This is a genomic window from Sphingobacteriales bacterium (assembly GCA_016700115.1).
In the GTDB taxonomy this organism is placed as follows: Bacteria; Bacteroidota; Bacteroidia; order Chitinophagales; family UBA2359; genus UBA2359.
The window spans coordinates 828,680-849,167 of record CP064999.1 but is presented as its reverse complement, the minus strand read 5'-3'; the positions used below and the strand labels follow the sequence as shown (position 1 = coordinate 849,167).

Sequence of the window (20,488 nt, the reverse complement as noted above, 5' to 3'; positions counted from 1 at the left end):
CCAAAAAATTTTCACAATGGGAACACAATCTAAAAAAACCGAAGCACAAGTTGTTCTGCGTGCAGGTTCAAGCAATCCGATCACCCTTGACTATACCGTTTTGCGCAAAGCTGTATTGGTTTTGCGGGCGGTAAACCACAAACTTCGCCAGTCAATCGTTATCTTGTTAGAAGAAAACAAACGCATGACAGTTACTGAAATTTATGTAAAATTAAGGCTTGAGCAATCAGTAGCTTCTCAGCATTTGGCCATCCTTAGAAGAGCCGGCGTAGTTAATACCGAACGTATGGGTAAATTTATTTACTATTCATTGAACCACGATCGCATTGCCGAAATCACTGCTTTTATCGAAGACCTTACCAAGTAATAGGTATTCTTAAATTAATTCAAATTTCAATGGCAGTATTGTTATCTTTTTTATAACAGTACTGCCATTTTTTATTTTTTTCGGTAAATTAAAACTTTTTCATTTTAATTTTATAGATTTGTATCAGTTTTAAGAACTTTAATGTAGCTTTTACGTATTTAATAATTACTACTTTAACAACAAGGCTGCCACAAATATAAGATAAGACGGTCGTGTTTTTTCTTCTATATTATAGATATTTAAGCGACATTGACCAAATCTGTTGGCATAAACCCGTCTGCGAATTGAGTATTAAAAATTGAATCGGGCGATTTTCGTACCAATTTAATAACTGTTTTGACCGTAAAACGCGTATTACAGAGTATTTTGAGGTCTAAAATGCTAAAGTTAGGGTTATTGTATTTAACCTGATATTGTGCCTGCAAAATTTTAGCCGTCAAGGTAGCGGTAAAGCATAGATTAACAAAATTGGTCAGATTTTTCGAGGTGTAGTTTTGAAATCGGATAGTCCGAAAAATTGTTTGGCATCCCGAAAGTCAAACTCAATCTGAAAACGCAAACTATAATAATCTATCATAGTTTGCCAGTCGAGGTTAGGGTCGGTGGTGCAAAATTTAGAGAAGGCTACTTTTTGGGTTTTCAAATTGGTTATTTTTACTATCCCCACATTTAACAGGTTTTTGCTTAAGGATTTGTTGTAACAGGGCAGTTGCCATATCTGAGTAAGGAGACCATTTTCGGTTTTGGTGTCTTTCAGTTCTTGGTTATCAAGGTTGTTCAAATCTACTTTTTCTCCGTATTTTTTGGGTCTTCCCCGATGTTTTGGGGCTACTGGGTCTGAGTAGGCATAGACGAGGGCGGCATTTACAGGCAAACGGGTAATCAGGTGGAAGTCCGGTCTTTGTTACCGCAGAGAAATAATCTGCCGAGGCATAAGCACAGTCTGCTACCATATAGGTCAGGTTGATGCCCGGTAAGCACGAAAGCAACTTGTTTAACAAGGCGGTGAATGCCCGAAAGGATGCCGTAGGATTGGGCTGCTTGGGTCGGTTTTTGCTGCCTTGCTTCCTGCCACGAACCAAACATCTGCCTTCGGCACTGCGCTGCTGCCAGCTAATGCCTTCTTTTTCTGTTCCGCTATCCGCTTCCTGTCCCCCTCTGTCTGTACGACTTGCTCTACCACCATCGGATATGATTTCCGTTTCCCCACAGCTATCAGAGAAGCACAAAAAAAACAAATCCCGAATATGGGGCATTTCTGAATGCTGCTCCAAAACTTCGACAAACCATAGGTCTTGTCCCGACTTTTCCCTTCTACCACTTCGTCTATGGCTATAATATAATTCTCCTCCGGTTGATACACCCACTTCAAAAACAACTTCATACGAATGCGCTCCCACAGGTAGTCCTCTGACATAAAACGAAACCAAGTGCGAACAGAGTAGTTACTATAGCGGCATAAACTCCGTACACTTACTCCATATCGAATACACATAAAACAGTACAGAAAATCCCTTAATTGTAATATCTTTGCTACTGACAGGATGTCTTTATATAACTCTAAAGGCAGAATGTTGGGAGGCATATACTTTGATTTTGGGTTTGCAATTCGCAAAATTACAAAGATATCGCCTCCCTTCTTTTTTTTAATGTGTGGCAGCCATGTTGACTTTAACATAAATTTTTTCTAAAAACCTGTTCTTATGCCTACAATCAATCAACGAAAACTTGACAAAGCAACTGAACTGCTTAGGGCTATTGCTCACCCGCTCAGAATTTCCATGATAAAATATCTGGATGAAAAAGGGGTAACTAACGTAAATAAAATTTATAGTTCGCTTCAGTTAGAACAATCCATCACCTCTCAGCATCTCAAAATACTGAGAACAACAGATTTGGTGAATACTAAAAAAGAGGGCAAGTTTATTTTCTACAATGTGAACTATGACAATATAGTCAACATCAATCAGTCATTAGCTAATTTCTACCCCCAAACCAAAAAGACAAAGGTTAAGGAATTAGTTGAGTGATAACATTACAGAATTCTGAAACAGCAACATTAAAAAAGGCAGCCAAAGCAACAGGGCTGCCTTTTTTTGTTGAAAAAAAATTCAAAACCTCGATAGAAACAGAGATAGTCCTGTTCAGAATATGGTGCAGAATAACTAAATAAAATCAGGAGGGATGTTTCAAGATCAGGAAAGCAGGATAATAAAAGCCCTCAAAAAACAAAAAATCCAATTCCGAATTAAAAAGCTGTAATTATTGCCCAAATCTAAAGTTTAACTTTAATTAACAATCAACGGGTTGGTTTTTAGAAAGCCGGTATCATAAGTTGAAGCGAACCAAAAGTTTAAATTTTTTACCAAAAAAGGCAGCAGGTCTTGGGTTGAAGGGTTAAAGCCAACACATGTTGGTAATGAAACTGATACTGATGCAATACAGTTTTTGGAATACCTAACCATTATTTTGCAGAGGTTTTATATGGTTTCGGGGAAACAAATTTTAAGATTAAAAAAATAGTAATTCAAACTATGAAATTGTTTAACCTACCTTCCGCACCCCCTATTCCAATTTGTAGTATTTTTGAATTTCCTCAGAAAAGAGACCTAAAATGCGCCTGTGTAGGTCTTTAACATTGATGATGAGAGTTTTGTTTTCGTTTAATATGTACAGTATATGTATTCCTGTAAACAAAGCAAATATCCATCGCATCGTGGGTTTATCTGTTGGTTTTTGTGACTGATTGGGAACTGTTTGGTTGTTTTTTTGCAATTGTTCTCTCAATTCTTTCTCCAAACAACTATAAACGGTCAGGCACATAGCCATCAGCATCAAAATAACCTCTAATCGTTCAGGCTTCTTGACAAACATGGTGGATGCCATAAATTGCTTGTCTTTCATAAAACGAAAACCGCGCTCAACTTTTGCCTGCCCCTTATAGCCGGCAAGCAGTTCTGTGTCGGAAAATTCTTCTTCAAAAGTGTTGCTTGCCAGAATAAACCTACCCAATTTGGAGACGGACTGTTGGTAATCCGCCGGGCAGCAAACATAATCACCCTTTATCCGCCAACCTACCAGTTCCTTTACTGCATCTTTAGACGGTTTCCCCTTTTGTTTAAAGCCCTTTACGCCGCAGAGTTGCATTTCGTACAGGCAGCCATACTTCAAGTCCGCAACAAATTTATTCGCTGCTTTTTTGAGCATCTGCCTGACAGTTATATACTGTTCCCGATAACTTCTCAAATGCCTTATATTCCTTTATACTGCCACTCAAAAATTGCTTGTTAAAGGTTTTCTTCTCCCGCTCGTGCGCTTGTTCCGAGCGGACGATTAGCCAGCGTTGTGGAACATCGGCATAGTTGGTGCGAACAGAAACGTACTGATAGCCCGAATACTCCTCCCGGTCAAAGAATCCCATTTCTGCCGTTTCGGTGTTTAAAATGAGTGCTTTCGCCGCTTTGTTCGTTTCCGGTACACGAGTGAGCCATTTTTGTCCGGCAAGGCTTTGAAGGGTTGTCTGGGTATATAGCGCACTGTCTGCCACCCAGCACTGCGGCTCCATACCCTCTGCGCTCAAACTTGCCGCATATTTTTCGATAAAGGCTCTGAAACTTGTCTTATCATCTGTATTCCCACTCAATGCTTCCATCATCAAGGGAATACCCGAAGTATTTTCAACTAACAAGTTCAGCATTACTTGTTTCAGATCAGGGCGATGGTCGCGACTGTAGCCTTGACGAACTTCTAAACAGTCCTCACAACCTGATGACGGGTAGTTGCCATCTACATGAAAACTGGTGCTGTCTAAATGATAAAAACGAGGTGATTTATCCAAACCCATCTTCTGTGCAGCCTGTTTGCCAAATTCCATAAAAAACTCACTCACCCCAAACTCGTAGATAGCATCTAAACTTCTGCCCAACCGATCATCGTTCAGCATCCTGGCTTCTACCCCCTCACCTAAAAGGTGCGCCACAGGTTTGTCTTCAAAAAATGAGGAAACCATGTACAGCCGCCTCTCAGAAAATCCTAAACCTATTAAAATCAATGCTTTTAAGCAGATCCCAGTACTAACTTTTTGTCGCTCTTCATCTCCCCAAATTAATCTGTCTGTTAACCCAACAACTCCAAGCTTATCGCACATACCTGCTACTATGCCTAAGTGAGACAAATTTACACTCTCAAATTGTGTTTCCATTAATTATGATTACTTGTTTAACTCAAGTATCCGAATAATTCCCGAATTTTAAACATTAGGGGTGCGGAAGGTAGGGTTTAATTTAGCCTTTTGTTAAGAGATTGTGAATCCAAAAAAAAAATTTAACCTTTTTTTACACTAAAAACTATCTATTTCCAAAATTAAACTTAGTTTTGCCCTCAACTATATTCATTAACTTGCACATAAAACCTTAAAAACAAGGAAAAAAGACACTCAAAATAGTAAGTAAAAATATCTGTCAAGAATAAATTACTGAACGCAAATGAGTTATGCGTTCAGTAATTTATTAATATTTTTTTTGACAACTTATAGTTTAAAAACAAACACAATTTAAAGAGAAGAACGGTTTAGCTTGCGGATTTGATAAAATCACAGCCATTAAATTTGAAACCCTAACAAAAAATATACCATAACAGTCAGATAAAAGCCAAAATCTTCCAACAAAGACGTACTTCAAAATTTGTTTAAATCATTCAAGAAAAATCAAATTATAGTCAATGCCTTTTTTGTTACAGAATTTATATCGTTATTTATTGCCCCTTATTATGGTTTGCCTTTGGATTTCCTGCTCTCAGGATAAAGATGAAAGTGTGAAAAAAGAAAAGCCAAAACCATCTGCAAATGCTTCTTTGGGCATAGGAACAGATACCTTACCTACTGAAAGGCAACTGCAGAGATACACGGCAGCATTAGAAAGTTTGGAACGATTTCAACAAGAACAAAAAGATCCGATGACACCTGAAATGAAACAGGAACTCGAAGAAAAATTTAAAGCCTTTAAACATAAAATTGACTCATTGCAATCGCTCATTCCTAAATAAAAAATATTTAGATATGAAAAATAAAACTACCCAATCAAGAACAAACTATTTGTATGCTTTACAAAACTCCTTTAGCATGTTAAACCAACAACGTAAAAAAGTAAACAGTTTTAATATGAAAAGAATCTTACCCAACCAACTTGAAAGCAGCAGGCTATTTTCTGTGCTTTTTTTGCTTTCTTTCTTCTTGCTCATTGCAGAAACAACAATGGCACAATGTGTAACCTGTACGGGAACCCGTACCGTTCGTGTAACAGGGATTGATATAACCGATTGCGACGATGGAGCATGCGGCGACCCTGACCCCGATATTACTCTGAACGGTGTTTTGTTTTCCGCCGATGGAGTTTGCGGTGCATTTCCACTAACCCCATTTGTACCGGGTGTCATTATTGTTACCACTTCAGCCACCAACATTACGATCGGTGTTGTTGCAACAGAAGATGATGGCGGTGGATTGTGCGGAGGTGATGATTCTGTGGTAAATACAACCTGGAATATTGATACTTCAATACCCGCATATAATCAATCAGAATTTTTTCCTGATGATAATAGCGATGGACAGGATTATGATTTTACAGTGTATTATGAAGTATTGTGTGCTACAGAAGGAGGTCCGGATATTATAGGAGCTGACGGACCATTCTGTGTGAACGATCCTAATGTAAGTCTTAATACAGACCCTTCCGTAACCGGCACTTTTAGTGGTACTGGTGTTACTGATGGAGCCGGAAGCACAGGAACTTTTAGCCCAAGTTCAGCAGGTGCCGGCACTCATACAATTTCATTCACGCCCACAGGTTGTCCTACTCCGGTTACAATGTTGGCAACAGTATATCCAAGTTATAGCCCGGCATTTACCTTGCCGACAAATGCTTGTGTGGGCGGGTTATCAATGACCTTAAGCCTGACCACAGCAGTAGGAGCCCCTCCTGCCGGAGTAACTGCCACGCAATTGGCGGATTGGTATGGAGACGGCGTAACAGACAATCCTGCAAATGCCAATGGTTCTTTTGATCCTGCAACCGCTGGTGTTGGCATTCATACGGTTTGTGTTGATGTAGGGGTTTCCTCTTGCCTCGCTACTTTTTGCCAAACCATACAGGTATTTCCCGCAGCAAATTCAACAATGACCACGCCAACGGTTTGCGTTACAGGTGCTTCGGGCAGTTTTACACTGACAGGCTTGTTTAACGCTACCACTACTACCGGAGGCACATTTAGCACACCGGTAACTATTTTAGGCGGTGGAACTTATACTATAAGCGGCAATGAATTATTATATACCAACCTGAATCCAAACGTGTTAAACACCGTTCAGGTAGAATATTCAGTGTCCACATTTACAGGAGCATTAGGAACTTGTACGGCTACCAGCAATACCACGTTCTCATTCCGTTATATTGATTCGTTTTATGATGCACCTAGTTCTTTTTGTTTGCAGGATGGAACGATTACTATGACCGACTTTCTGCCTGCCACCTCAACAAGCGGAGGCACCTGGAGCATGAATTCAGGGGGCGGGTTTAATAATACAGTGATTAACACTTCCGGCGTATTTGATGCATTAACTGCATTTAATGCAAGTTTGTCATCCAATTATGTTACGATCAGATATACAGTTACACTTTCGGGATGTACCTACACTCATGATGAAATAGTGTTGATAACTTCCGATTGCAATTGCCCGGAAATTTCGTCTTTACAGTTAAGTGCAATAGATTTATGTACCGGCTCTAATTTTAATGTAGCCGCTATTGTTGATGAAGCATTATTAGGACAGCCAATTTCTTTTGCTTATGTACTGGCATCATCAGTTGCGGTAAATCCTTATGCAGGAGCGCCGTTTACTGCATTAGGCACCGGTATAGTAACAGGTACAACTCCAACAGCAAGTAATACTTTTGGTCTTCCGGCCAACAATACTTGTGAGCCGATACAATATAGGGTAGTTGCCTATTTATCCGGTTCAGCAATTACCAATTTGTCTCTTTCTGCCGAATGTCGGCCGGTTGTCGTTGCTACGATTACAGTATGGCCGAATCCTGCTACGGTAGCAGTTCCAGTTGTAACGACGGTTGATTGTGTGTCCACAATTACGGTTAATTGCGGAGGTTCAGGAAATCCGCAAGGATTCACGGTTTCACCGGCTACTTACGTTGCCAACGAAAACGATCTTGCAACCTCTATCAATGTAACGATTAGTGCGGGAGTTGGAAGCCCCTGTGCAGATTTTAACACTACTGCAAATATCCCTACCTGCAATATTGATTGCCCTGATATTTACGATATTATTACTTCTAATCAGGACTTATGCACAGTTACACCTTTTACGGCATCCCAACTTTTTACGGTCAGCGTTGCTACAGAAGCAGAATTGGTGGGTAGCAGAATTTTCTTTAGTTACGCCTTGTCAAGCACATTAGATCCGTATGCAGGAGGTGTTACAATTTTCCCGACCTCACCTACAGGCGCATTGGTTACTACAACAGCCGGCGGTGTGCACAGAGCAACTTTGGCAACTGCCTCTTTACCGGCTAATAATACCTGTAACCCGATTACTTATTTTGTGTATGGCTATATTAATTTAGCAAGCGTTCCGGCACCGGGTATTCCGGCAAACTGCCGTCCTCTTGCTATCATTCCGGTTACTGTTTGGCCAAATCCCGAAGCTCCTGCTTTTGCTCCCGGATTGGTAACCACCACCGATGGATGTACTTCCTATTTTGTTTACTCAGCTTGCCCCAACTGGTTGGTCAATCCCGACGGATTTACCGCCAATATTGGGGATGCAAATAATAATGGAGTTGAAGACGATCTTAGCGTAACTGTTACGGTTACCGTAGGAGGAGGCGTAGCTCCTGCTTGTGAGTTTAATACAACTCAAACGGTACCGGAATGTTGGCAGGGAGAGCTGACCGGTATGGTATTGCCAACTGCTGCCGGAGTTGGCGGAGGCGTTCGTAATGAACCAATTGATGATCCAACGACTCACTCGTTTACGCATGGCACCTGCCCTCCTGATGGAAGTGCTACAGTACTGGCATTTTGTGATTACTTAGACCATAACCTTCAACCGACCTATCAGGGCGATGATGAACTTTACGATGGAGTTACTGCCGATTACCTCGATTGCGGTCAGGTTGAAGTTCGCGGTATGGGAGGCAATCCGTTCGATTCCCCCAATGCAGGGTACGATTACAGGGTAGAGCGCGAATTAGCGGGAGTATTTTCTCTGTTTACCCCGACCAATATCACTACAACTGTTGTGTTTACTGATGCGGTTCAAGGAACTTGGCCGGTAAATGCTACCCGCGCCGGAACGCTTAATTTCTTCGGCTTACCCGATGGCTACTATCGCGTTATCATTACTGATGAGGATGCTAACAGTTACAATGTTTATTTTTATGTTCATTGTAACAGACCAGAATTGACCACACAACCAACGATGACTCATAGTTCGAACCTTTTCGACCCGGCAGGCGCTTTGTCTTATGCTCCGGTTCCCGTGCCGGATGCCGTGGTTGTGGTTGATGCTCAGCGTTTGTGCTTATTGGGTGATAATACGGTAACTTTAAATGCGGCTATTGCGTCATTTGACCCGACTACTTTGGCAGATGCAACAACAGGAGCATTGGTTAACCCCGATAATTTGTGTTTTGATGGAGGATCTTATGCAGGCGGTACGGTGAATCTCGTTCCGGCCTTCTTGCAATCAACCGTACAATATATATGGTCAGTTTCTCCAAACTTAGATGTTACAATCTCTGACCCCAATATCGCCAATCCGGTATTAACATTTACCAATTCCGTAACCCGTTCTTACGAAATTAATGTGATCGCAATAGACCGTTTTGGTTGTGAACTGACTGAAACTTTACTGCTAACTGTTGACCCACCGGTAGATGCAGATTTGGAAGACAGAACAATCTGCTTTGACACCGATCTTCAATACGACTTAACCCACATGTTTGCAGATGCTGCATTAGGGGTAGTTTCACCCGGATTGCCCGGACAAACGGTTCAAGGCGCTACAACAACCGGCGGTGTATTTGAGTTGGTCAGTGCGTTAGATCATCTTGGTGCAGATGTTTCAGGGTTGACTACGATTACAGCAGGAAACGAATTGTTTTATCCGGTTGCAGGTATTTACACCATTCGCTACTATATAGACAATAACGGAAACACCAGCGGACTTGACAATAATTGCGAAGATGAATCCACGGCTGTACTGTATATCATCCCGCAGCCGGAAATTACTTTTGATGTGATTGATGGTTTATGCCTTGGTGATGACGATTATCCAAGAGATCTCCGTCCTTATTATGCGCTTGCTGTTCCCCCCGGAACGGTAACAATTTTTCCCGGCGATCCGGTGTTTACTATCGCACCTGCTTCAGCAGCAAACGCAACAATTAATCCTGACGGAACAGGATTCCAACCGACATTGGGATATTACGGACCTGTTGAAGTTTGTGTTACCTCTTCTTACACATTGAATGGGGTACTTTGTACAGATACTAAATGCGACATTATTCAGATTTTGGAACCCATTACACACGTAAGAGTGTGTAATTGTACCGGAACTCAAAACTTTAATTTGGACATCACCCTTAATGGCGGATTACCCGAATTGTTTGCAACGGGTCCGGAATCTTTCTATAATATTGATTTCATTTTAGGGGTTACATCACCGGCTACTCCTCCTACAGATGTCATTGCAGGAGGCACTTTTACGGTAACAGTTGTCGGTGGTATGCCTTATATTATAAGGATAACCGATGGAGTAGGATGTGAGTACTATGTAACCGGTACTTGCGGTACAGACGGCCCCGTTGATTATTTAGGGTTAAATGGCAATTACTGCCAGAATGATCCTCCGACTACACTATACGACTACCGCTTCTTTGATTTGGAAATAGGCAACGAACCTCCGCTCTTATGCGATGGTTTCAACCTGTTGGAACTTTATACCTGGGAAATCAACTCAAACTTCGGCGGATTCGTCAATGGTACAGATGTCAATGGTTTGGATGACGACCTCACCAACCCCGGTCAGGCAGTCTTTATCCCACAAAATGCAGGCCCGGGTATGCATGTCATCCGATATTGTATAGACTATTCTCAATGCCCCGATTATAATCAGGCTTTGGGACAGTGCATAGTTTGTACCGAAAAAGTAGTTTACGTATATCCCGAATTTGACCCATCCTTTGAAACTAACGTTCCGGCAGTTATATGCGTTTCTCCTGCAACCCCGGTTTCTCTTGTTTTAGACGATATTGCCAATGTTGCAGCAACTTTTGCAACCTATGAACCAATATTTGATCCCAACGGAACAAATGCTATTCCCGATGTTCAGGAATATATTCAATGGTCCGTAAATGGCAACCCGCTTGGTACCTTACCCGATGGAAGTGCTGATTTTGTACCTACGGAAGTAGGTGTTAACATCATTAGGGTAGTAGTTGGATATCAGGACTGTGCTTATGAAGCACAAAGAGCCGTACAAGTTGTGGAGAGTGTTAACGCTACACTTGGTTCCGATATCACCATTTGCTCTAATGCAAGTCAGCAATTTAACCTGACTCAACTATTTATTCCTGCCATCACTACTCAGGGAGGCACTTGGTCGGTTGTTGGAGCTGCTCCTACAGGAACGGCAGTTAGCGGTGATGTACTGAGCTATGATGTTGACCTAATAGATCCCGTATCTGTAATTACTGTTCGTTATTCGGTAGGAGACCCAGCTAATGGCACTACAGACCCTGCAGACGGTGATTGCTATGGAGAAGATGATGTGGAGATTACACTTAACCGAACTCCCGATACCAGAAACTTTGATCTTCCGGATGTCGCTTGTTCCGGTGATCCAAATTTAGTTTTGGCTGATTACTTGCAGCCAATTGCAGGAGCAACAGGTTCGTTTACTTCTACGGCAGTGTTAACTGCAGGCGATACTGAATTTGACCTTTCTGCCACCGGACCCGGTATATATACAGTTACTTATACAGAATCAGTTGGCACACCTCCCAATGATTGTGTGAACAGCATTACTGAAACCATCACAATTTTAGAAGGAAGCGGTATCGTATCGTTACCTTCTGCTACCATTCAGGTTTGTATTGACCAGTTACCTTATGATTTGACAACATTACAGGGAGGATCAACTCCCGGTGGAACATGGAGCGGTCCGGGAGTAGTTGGTAACACTTTAACTGTACCAACTACCGGTAATTATCCGGTTACTTATTGTGTAAACAATCAGGCATGTCAGGAATGTCAGACTATGATGATTCAGGTTGTGCCTACTGTTGTGTTACCTCCTGTATTAGATAGCCAAAACATTTGTATCAATCCTTCTGATTTGGCAAGCTTTGCTGATTTTGAACAATTCGATTTATCGGTTTTGCTTGGAGGAGGAACTCCCGGGGGAACATGGACATTAGGAATTTTGCCTATTGGATCAGTGGCGGTTATTGAAGACGATGTGTTAAATTATCGTATCGTTGATGGTGGTGCTGAGCTTAATTATACATTTGTGATTAGCTATACTGTTGGTATAGATGGTGCCGGCGGAGCTTGCGAAGATGCAACTGCCGTTGGAGATATTACCGTTCATGTTGTAAATCCTGAATGGGATGGACCATCATCGCTATGTACCTCTCAAGGAAGCATTACGCTCAATGACTATTTTATACCCGAAAATATTGTAGGTACTATCGGAACAACACCTAATGGTACCTGGCATATTCAGAATGCAGATGGAACACCTTATACCGGAACCTCTTTTGTCGGTCAGTTTTCACCAACTGCAACATGGAATACAGGAACTGAAACTCCCGGTTTATATGCTGTAACCTGGGTGATAGATGGCACTCAAGCAGCTTGCTTTGGCACATCTCATACCGAAATTATTGCTATTGAAAGTTGCACCTGCCCGCAGTTTAACATCTTAACAGCTACTGCAAACAACCTCTGTGAAGATAGTTCAAACAGCACAACAGTAACCGTTTTTGCAGATCCCGTTTTTGCAGGTGCACAAGTAAACTTTGGCGCAACCTTGAGCGAACTTGGCGCTGATAATCCTTACGCTTCTCCTCCGGGAATTAGCCTTGGATTTTCAGGAGCAGTTGTGGTATCCAGTACTGTTCAGGCATCTTTCACCTTCAGCAATTCAGATTTAGGAGCTACCCCTGATTGTGACCCGGTACAATTCACCATTTACGCATATCTGAACGATCCAACTTCAGTAATAGGAATGGATGCAGCATGTGAACCTTTTGCAATCAGAACAATAACGGTTTACCCTGATCCAACAGATGCCATTTTGACTACTACAACAAACGAGTGTATTACTACTATTACAAGTAGTTGTCCTAATTTTATAGTATCTCCTGCTACTTACGTTGCCTCTCCCGGTGATCCTGCCACAAATATTACAGTTACAGTAAGTGGCGGTACAGGAAACCCCTGTGCGCCTGAAGTAGTTACAGACGTTGCAATTCCGGCTTGCGACCAAAATTGTCCTGATATTGATGACTTGCAAACTAATCTGCCAATTGCCTGTGGTGACGGAAACGCACAATTCAGCTTCCTGGCATTAGTTGATGCGGAACTAAACGGAGTGGATCTGGTTTTTGGATACAGTTCAAGCCTGATTAACAATCCGAATGAATTACCCGGCACTTTGACAGTTTTGGGAATTAATCCCGTAAGTTTGGTTGCAGGCTCTTATCAGGCATCATTGGATAATATTGCTATGCCAACACCGCCTCCCGGAACTTGCGGACCAACAACTTACATTATTTATGCTTTTGTAACAGATGCCGATGCAATTGCAGCAGGACTTACAGCCGACTGCAGACCCAAAGCTATGACTTCAGTTACAATATATCCGGATCCGGCTACCATTACGGTAAATGCCGTTCCAACAACCGATGGTTTGTCATGTACCTACCAACTTGTACCCTCCTGCCCGGGCTTCTTTGTCTATCCCAACGCATATACAGCCAATCCCGGCGATTTGGCAACAAGTGTAGACGTTCAGGTCACCAATGGAGCTGACAGTCCCTGTGCAGTGAGTATCAATCCGGTGAATGTTCTAATTCCGGCTTGTGATGCCTGTCAAATTGGTTTTGATGCCCCCAACCTGGTTTGTGCAGACCCCGCAACTATTAATCTCGATGATTATACAGTATTTACAGGTGGTACCTGGACAATTGAAAATATTGGTATTGCAGGAGGTACAATTGACGGTGGTGTTTCAGGCAATATAGGCATTCTTGATTTAAGCACGGTAAACTATATTGGAGGAGCTGCTTTATTGGAAATATCCTACACACTTCCGTCAACATCTACCTGTTCGGTTACCACCGAAACTCAGTTTATTACAGTTTATGAACCGGTAAACATTACATTAGATCCTTCACCGGTAACTGATTTTTGTTTAGGTGGCGCACCTCTTCCTTATGATATTGACAACTATTTAAACGCACCAACCACACTCGGAGGAACATGGACGGTTTCCGGCCCGGATGCAGCATCTCTAACCGGATCCATCTTCGATCCTTCACTGGCCGGTACCTATGTATTTACTTACAGTGTCAGCAATGAATTGTGTGAAGCAACTGCAAGTGTTACAGTTACAGTTCATCCTGAATTGGTAGTCAATATCGGTACTATAACTATTTGTGAAAGCCCGAGCGGAACCATCAATCTGTTGGCTATGTTAGAACCCGGCACAACAGAAGGCGGAACATTTACGGTCGGTACTTTGACAGGAGTATCAAGTGCTACACTTAGTCCTTCAGAAACACAATTGGTTTATACAATTGAGCCTACGGCAACACCGCCCTACTCAATAGAAATAACTTATGATGTAGCCAATCCTGCAGCACCCGGAGCTTGTGATGCCGCAACCGGTACAGCGCTTGTTATCATTACCGGTTCATCAGGAACAGGGTTCGATCTTCCCGATCAATGGTGTGCCGAAGGAACTTTTGATTTAAGCAGTTATACGGCACTTCTTGGCGGTGAATGGACATTGGTTTCCGGAGGTGGAAGCATAGCAGGTAATATATATACCCCTGATTTAGGTTTCAACGGATTAATTCAAATTGAATATCAACCATCCGCAGGTGGTTGTGGTACTCCTACTACTGAAACTATGGAAGTGTTTGATCCTGTTTCAGTAACTATTGACCCATCTCCCGGAATTGACTTCTGCATAGGTGTACCTGATTTGCCCTTTGATGTTGATAACTATCTGTTTCCTCCGACAACTCTTGGAGGAACATGGACATCAGTAGGTCCGGATCCAACTGCGCTAAGCGGTTCAAGTTTTAATCCGACATTACCGGGTACTTATGTCTTGACTTATAGTGTATCCAATGGTTTGTGTAACGCAAACGGATCAATTACCGTAACAGTCTATCCTGCTTTAACAGTTGCAATTACTGATGTGACAGTTTGCGAAAGCCCAAGCGGAACCGTCAACTTGTTAAGTATGTTGGATCCTTCAACTACACCGGGCGGAACCTTTACGATAGGTGCAACAGCAGGCGTAACTGCAAACTTAAGTCCTTCACTCAATCAGTTGGAATACTTAGTAATACCCGGTAATACCTCTCCCTATACCATAGAAATAAACTATACGGTTACCAATCCTGCTGCTCCGGCAGGTTGTGATATCGAAACTGGGGATGCAACCATCTTTATTCAGGGCGCTCTTGAAACAGGCTTTGACCTACCGGACGCATGGTGTGCAGATGGATTATTTGACTTGAGTGCCTTTACTGCTGTTGGTGGTGGTTTATGGACACTTATAAGTGGACCTGGCACAATTTTAGGAAATATTTATACCCCGGATCCGGGCATAAGCGGGTTAGTTGAAATTCAATATCAACCAGCTCCGGGTGGATGTGGTGTTCCTAAAACTGAATACATGGCTGTATATGCTCCGGTTTCTGCTGATTTAAATGCGGCAACTGATGAGTTGTGCTTAGGCAGTACCATAGACCTGACAACCTATTATTCAGTTGGAACAGATCCGAGTGGTGTATGGACATCAAGCGGTCCTGACGCAACAGCAGTTAGCGGAACGACTTTCGATCCTTCATTGCCCGGCACGTATGTGTTGACTTACAGTGTGAGCAATGGCTTATGCAATGACAGCGACAATATCGTAATTACAGTTTATCCGGCATTGGATGCCACAATTAACCCGATATTGGTTTGTGAAAGTCCGAGCGGTACCATCAATCTGGTAGCTATGTTTGGAGCGACTACAACCACAGGAGGTACATGGACAGTAATTGGAGGCGGTACGACAGCAACTGTAATCGGTATCAGCAATAACGTATTGACCTATACCATACCTTCAGCAGGAACTTCACCTTATACCATTCAGTTGACTTATACAGTTGATGGAGTAGCCTTATTGCCGGCACCTTGTGCAACAGTAACAAGCGCACCGACAACGATAACGATAAGCGGAGCAACTGAAACGGGCTTTGACTTACCCTCAACCTGGTGTGAAGACAATGGAGATATTACACTGGCAAACTTTACAGCAGTAGGCGGAGGAACCTGGTACTTGATGAGTCAAAATGGAGTACCGAGCGTACCTCCTACCGGCGTAGTGATACCCGGCGGCGTGGTAAGTGTTGGTACATTGGCTTATGTGGGTGGTGCTTCGACCTTAGAAATTCGTTATCAACCCGGTGAAGGTGGATGCGGTGTACCGATGACCGAGTTCATTACCGTATCTGAAGGAGTTGATGCTACCTTAAATGCAGCAACAGATGAGTTGTGTTTAGGAAGTACTATTGATTTGACAACTTATTATAATGGCGGCACGACAACTGTTGGCGGTACTTGGACATCAAACGGTCCTGATGCAACAGCAGTTAGCGGAACAACTTTCGATCCTTCATTGCCCGGCACGTATGTGTTGACCTATACGGTTAGCAATGGTGTATGCAGCGACAGCGAGAACATCGTGGTAACGGTTTATCCGGCATTAGATTCAACAATAGAAGATATTACTATTTGCGAAAGTCCGAGTGGAACAGTTAACCTGGCAGCTATGTTGACTCCTGCCACCACAACCGGTGGAACCTTTACAGTACAAGGCTTTACAGGAGTTGCAAGTGCAACCTTAAGCCCGTCAGGTACTCAATTGGTTTATACCATATTGCCGAGCGGCACACCACCTTATACTATTGATGTAGAATATACAGTAACAGGAGGCAGTTTGACAATTCCTTGCGCAACAACAACTACAGTAGCAACCATCATCATCACCGGAGCTACCGAAACAGGATTTGACCTTCCTGATGCTTGGTGTGCAGATGAAGAATTAAACCTTGATTTATATACTGCAGTTGGCGGTGGCGAATGGACTTTAGCAACCGGAAGCGCAGGAACAATAGCAGGAAGCATATTTACCCCTTCAACAACCTTTGACGGTATTGTTCAAATAGATTATCAACCCGTAGATGGAGGTTGTGGAAGTCCTTCTTCCGAATTTATTTGGCTGTATTCACCGGTTGATGCAACTTTGGTAGCTAATCCTAATGAATTCTGTCTTGGCAGTGCCGACTTACCGTTTAACCTGACAGATTATTACACAGGCGGTACAACGCCCGGAGGTACGTGGACATCAAGCGGACCGGATGCTAATGCAGTAAGTGGTACCAGTTTCAACCCGATATTGCCCGGAACTTATGTATTGATTTATAGCGTGAGCAACGGCGTATGTAACGACAGTGAAAGTGTAGTAGTAACGGTTTACCCGGCATTGGATTCTACAATCGAAGACATCACGGTTTGCGAAAGTCCGAGCGGCACAATCAATCTGACTGCTATGATGACTCCTACTACTACTGCCGGTGGAACATTTGCCGTCATAGGCTTCAACGGAGTTGCCAGTGCAGACCTAAGCCCGTCAGGCACTCAATTGGTTTATACCATCCTTCCAAGCGGAATCCCACCTTATACCATTGATGTAGAATATACAGTAACCGGTGGCAGCGCAACTGTTCCTTGTGCAACGACCACAACAGTAGCAACCATCGTCATTACCGGAGCGACGGAAACAGGCTTTGATTTGCCGGATGCATGGTGTGCCGAAGGCGACTTTGACTTGTCGGCATACACAGCAGTAGGCGGTGGTGAATGGACTTTGATTGACGGAGCAGCCGGAACAATAGTACTAAATATCTATACTCCTGCAGCCGACTTCACAGGTTTGGTACAGATAGATTACCAACCTGCGGCAGGTGGCTGCGGCAGCCCGAGTACTGAATTTATGTGGGTATATGCACCTGTGGATGCAATCTTAGATTCCAGTCCGGGAGTTGAATTCTGTCTTGGAAGTGCGGATTTACCATTTGATTTGAATAATTACACGAACGCAGGAGCAACACCGGGTGGCACTTGGACCTCAAGCGGACCGGATGCAACCGCAGTAAGCGGTACGACCTTTAACCCGAGTTTACCCGGTGTATATGTATTGACTTATAGTGTAAGCAACGGCGTATGCAGCGACAGCGAAAGCATCGTGGTAACGGTTTATCCGGCGTTGGATTCTACGATTGAAGACATTACAGTCTGTGAAAGTCCGAGCGGCACGATCAACCTGAGTGCAATGATGACCCCATCCACGACAGGAGGCGGAACGTTTAGCATAGGAACACTAACGGGAGTAGCGAGTGCGACTTTAAGTCCGTCAGGCACCCAGTTGGTATATACGATATTACCGAGTGGAACACCGCCCTACACAATTGAGGTAGAATATACAGTAACAGGCGGCAGTGCGACAGTGCCTTGTGCAACAACGACAACTGTTGCAACCATCGTCATTACCGGAGCGACGGAAACTGGCTTTGATTTGCCGGATGCATGGTGTGCCGAAGGCACCTTTGATTTGGAAGATTATACAGCTCTTGGTGGTGGTGAGTGGAGTTTGGTAGATGGAACAGCAGGAACTATTTTAGGAAATATTTATACCCCCGCTCCAAACTTCAGCGGATTGGTGCAAGTTGATTACCAACCGGTTGCCGGTGGATGCGGAAGCCCGTCGACTGAATTTATGTGGGTATATGCACCTGTGGATGCAACCTTAGATCCAAGTCCGGGAGTTGAATTCTGTCTTGGAAGTGCGGACTTACCGTTTGATTTGAATAATTACACGAACGCAGGAGCAACACCGGGCGGAACGTGGACATCAAGCGGACCGGATGCGACTGCAGTAAGCGGTACAACCTTTAACCCGAGTTTACCCGGTGTATATGTATTGACTTACAGTGTGAGCAACGGCGTATGCAGCGACAGTGAAAGCATCGTGGTAACGGTTTACCCGGCATTGGATTCTACGATTGAAGACATCACAGTCTGTGAAAGTCCGAGCGGCACGATCAACCTGAGTGCGATGATGACCCCATCCACGACAGGAGGCGGAACGTTTAGCATAGGAACACTAACGGGAGTAGCGAGTGCGACTTTAAGTCCGTCAGGCACCCAGTTGGTATATACGATATTACCGAGTGGAACACCGCCCTACACAATTGAGGTAGAATATACAGTAACAGGCGGCAGTGCGACAGTGCCTTGTGCAACAACAACAACTGTTGCAACCATCGTCATTACCGGAGCGACGGAAACAGGCTTTGATTTGCCCGATGCATGGTGTGCCGAAGGCACCTTTGATTTGGAAGATTATACAGCTCTTGGTGGTGGTGAGTGGAGTTTGGTAGATGGAACAGCAGGAACTATTTTAGGAAATATTTATACCCCCGCTCCAAACTTCAGCGGATTGGTGCAAATTGATTACCAACCGGCAGCAGGTGGCTGCGGTAGCCCGAGTACTGAATTTATGTGGGTATATGCACCTGTGGATGCAACCTTAGATCCCAGTCCGGGAGTTGAGTTTTGTTTAGGCAGCGCGGACTTACCGTTTGATTTGAATAATTACACGAACGCAGGAGCAACACCGGGCGGAACGTGGACATCAAGCGGACCGGATGCTACCGCAGTAAGCGGCACGACCTTTAACCCGAGTTTACCCGGTGTATATGTATTGACTTACAGTGTGAGCAACGGCGTATGCAGCGACAGCGAAAGCATCGTGGTAACGGTTTACCCGGCGTTGGATTCTACGATTGAAGACATCATGGTCTGTGAAAGTCCGAGCGGCACGATCAACCTGAGTGCAATGATGACCCCATCCACGACAGGAGGCGGAACGTTTAGCATAGGAACACTAACGGGAGTAGCGAGTGCGACCTTAAGTCCGTCAGGCGCCCAGTTGGTATATACGATATTACCGAGTGGAACACCGCCCTACACAATTGAGGTAGAATATACAGTAACAGGCGGCAGTGCGACAGTGCCTTGTGCAACAACAACAACAGTAGCAACGATTGTCATCACCGGAGCAACGGAAACAGGCTATGACCTGCCGGATGCATGGTGTGCCGAAGGCGACTTTGACTTGTCGGCATACACAGCAGTAGGCGGTGGTGAATGGACACTGATAACCGTAGGAGCCGGAACAATAGCAGGCAGTATCTATACCCCTGCAGCCGACTTCACAGGTTTGGTACAGATAGATTACCAACCTGCGGCAGGTGGCTGCGGTAGCCCGAGTACTGAATTTATGTGGGTATATGCACCTGTGGATGCAACCTTAGATTCCAGTCCGGGAGTTGAGTTCTGTTTAGGCAGTGCAGACTTACCGTTTGATTTGAATAATTACACGAACGCAGGAGCAACACCGGGCGGCACCTGGACATCAAGCGGACCGGATGCTACCGCAGTAAGCGGCACGACCTTTAACCCGAGTTTACCCGGTGTATATGTATTGACTTACAGTGTGAGCAACGGCGTATGCAGCGACAGTGAAAGCATCGTGGTAACGGTTTACCCGGCGTTGGATCTTACGATTGAAGACATCACGGTCTGTGAAAGTCCGAGCGGCACGATCAACCTGAGTGCGATGATGACCCCCATCCACGACAGGAGGCGGAACGTTTAGCATAGGAACACTAACGGGAGTAGCGAGTGCGACTTTAA

At 43.8% G+C, this 20,488-nt stretch carries 9 protein-coding genes; 4 read left to right on the top strand and 5 right to left on the bottom strand.

The genetic code is table 11. From position 1 onward, the window contains the following. Positions 1–16 precede the first annotated feature (16 nt). Positions 17–367, top strand: a complete 351-nt coding sequence (locus tag IPM47_02840) for a helix-turn-helix transcriptional regulator (protein QQS29908.1) — start codon at positions 17–19, stop codon at positions 365–367. Positions 368–606: 239 nt separating this feature from the next. Here the strand turns inward: IPM47_02840 and IPM47_02835 are convergent, their stop codons facing one another. The 3 genes from IPM47_02835 to IPM47_02825 all read right to left on the bottom strand — a co-directional run bounded on the left by IPM47_02835 (position 607) and on the right by IPM47_02825 (position 1,952). Beyond that, the gene (locus IPM47_02835; protein ID QQS29907.1) at positions 607–807 is read right to left on the bottom strand and encodes a hypothetical protein; all 201 of its coding nucleotides are present in this window, start codon (positions 805–807) and stop codon (positions 607–609) included. Between the two features lie 32 nt (positions 808–839). After that, positions 840–1,241 carry a hypothetical protein gene (locus IPM47_02830; GenBank protein ID QQS29906.1) on the bottom strand — a complete coding sequence of 134 codons (402 nt, stop codon included), beginning with the start codon at positions 1,239–1,241 and terminating at the stop codon, positions 840–842. 120 nt (positions 1,242–1,361) lie between these two features. Beyond that, positions 1,362–1,952: a hypothetical protein gene (locus IPM47_02825; GenBank protein QQS29905.1), complete on the bottom strand. Its 591-nt coding sequence runs from the start codon at positions 1,950–1,952 to the stop codon at positions 1,362–1,364. Between the two features lie 118 nt (positions 1,953–2,070). Between IPM47_02825 and IPM47_02820 the strand changes: the two genes are divergently transcribed. After that, on the top strand, positions 2,071–2,397 hold the full coding sequence (locus tag IPM47_02820) for a helix-turn-helix transcriptional regulator (GenBank protein QQS29904.1): 327 nt from the start codon (positions 2,071–2,073) through the stop codon (positions 2,395–2,397). A 535-nt stretch (positions 2,398–2,932) separates the two neighbouring features. On the opposite strand, the gene IPM47_02815 is transcribed toward IPM47_02820, so the two are convergent. Both IPM47_02815 and IPM47_02810 read right to left on the bottom strand, forming a co-directional pair. Then, entirely contained in the window at positions 2,933–3,574 is a 642-nt protein-coding gene (locus IPM47_02815; GenBank protein QQS29903.1) for an IS1634 family transposase, read from the bottom strand. After that, on the bottom strand, positions 3,552–4,568 hold the full coding sequence (locus IPM47_02810) for an IS1634 family transposase (protein ID QQS29902.1): 1,017 nt from the start codon (positions 4,566–4,568) through the stop codon (positions 3,552–3,554). Before IPM47_02810 ends, IPM47_02815 begins: the two co-directional genes overlap by 23 nt. A 611-nt stretch (positions 4,569–5,179) precedes the next feature. On the opposite strand from IPM47_02810, the gene IPM47_02805 reads away from it, so the two are divergent. Both IPM47_02805 and IPM47_02800 read left to right on the top strand, forming a co-directional pair. Further along, entirely contained in the window at positions 5,180–5,410 is a 231-nt protein-coding gene (locus IPM47_02805; protein QQS29901.1) for a hypothetical protein, read from the top strand. Positions 5,411–5,525: 115 nt separating this feature from the next. After that, on the top strand, positions 5,526–20,450 hold the full coding sequence (locus IPM47_02800; protein QQS29900.1) for a hypothetical protein: 14,925 nt from the start codon (positions 5,526–5,528) through the stop codon (positions 20,448–20,450). The last annotated feature ends 38 nt before the right edge of the window (positions 20,451–20,488 follow it).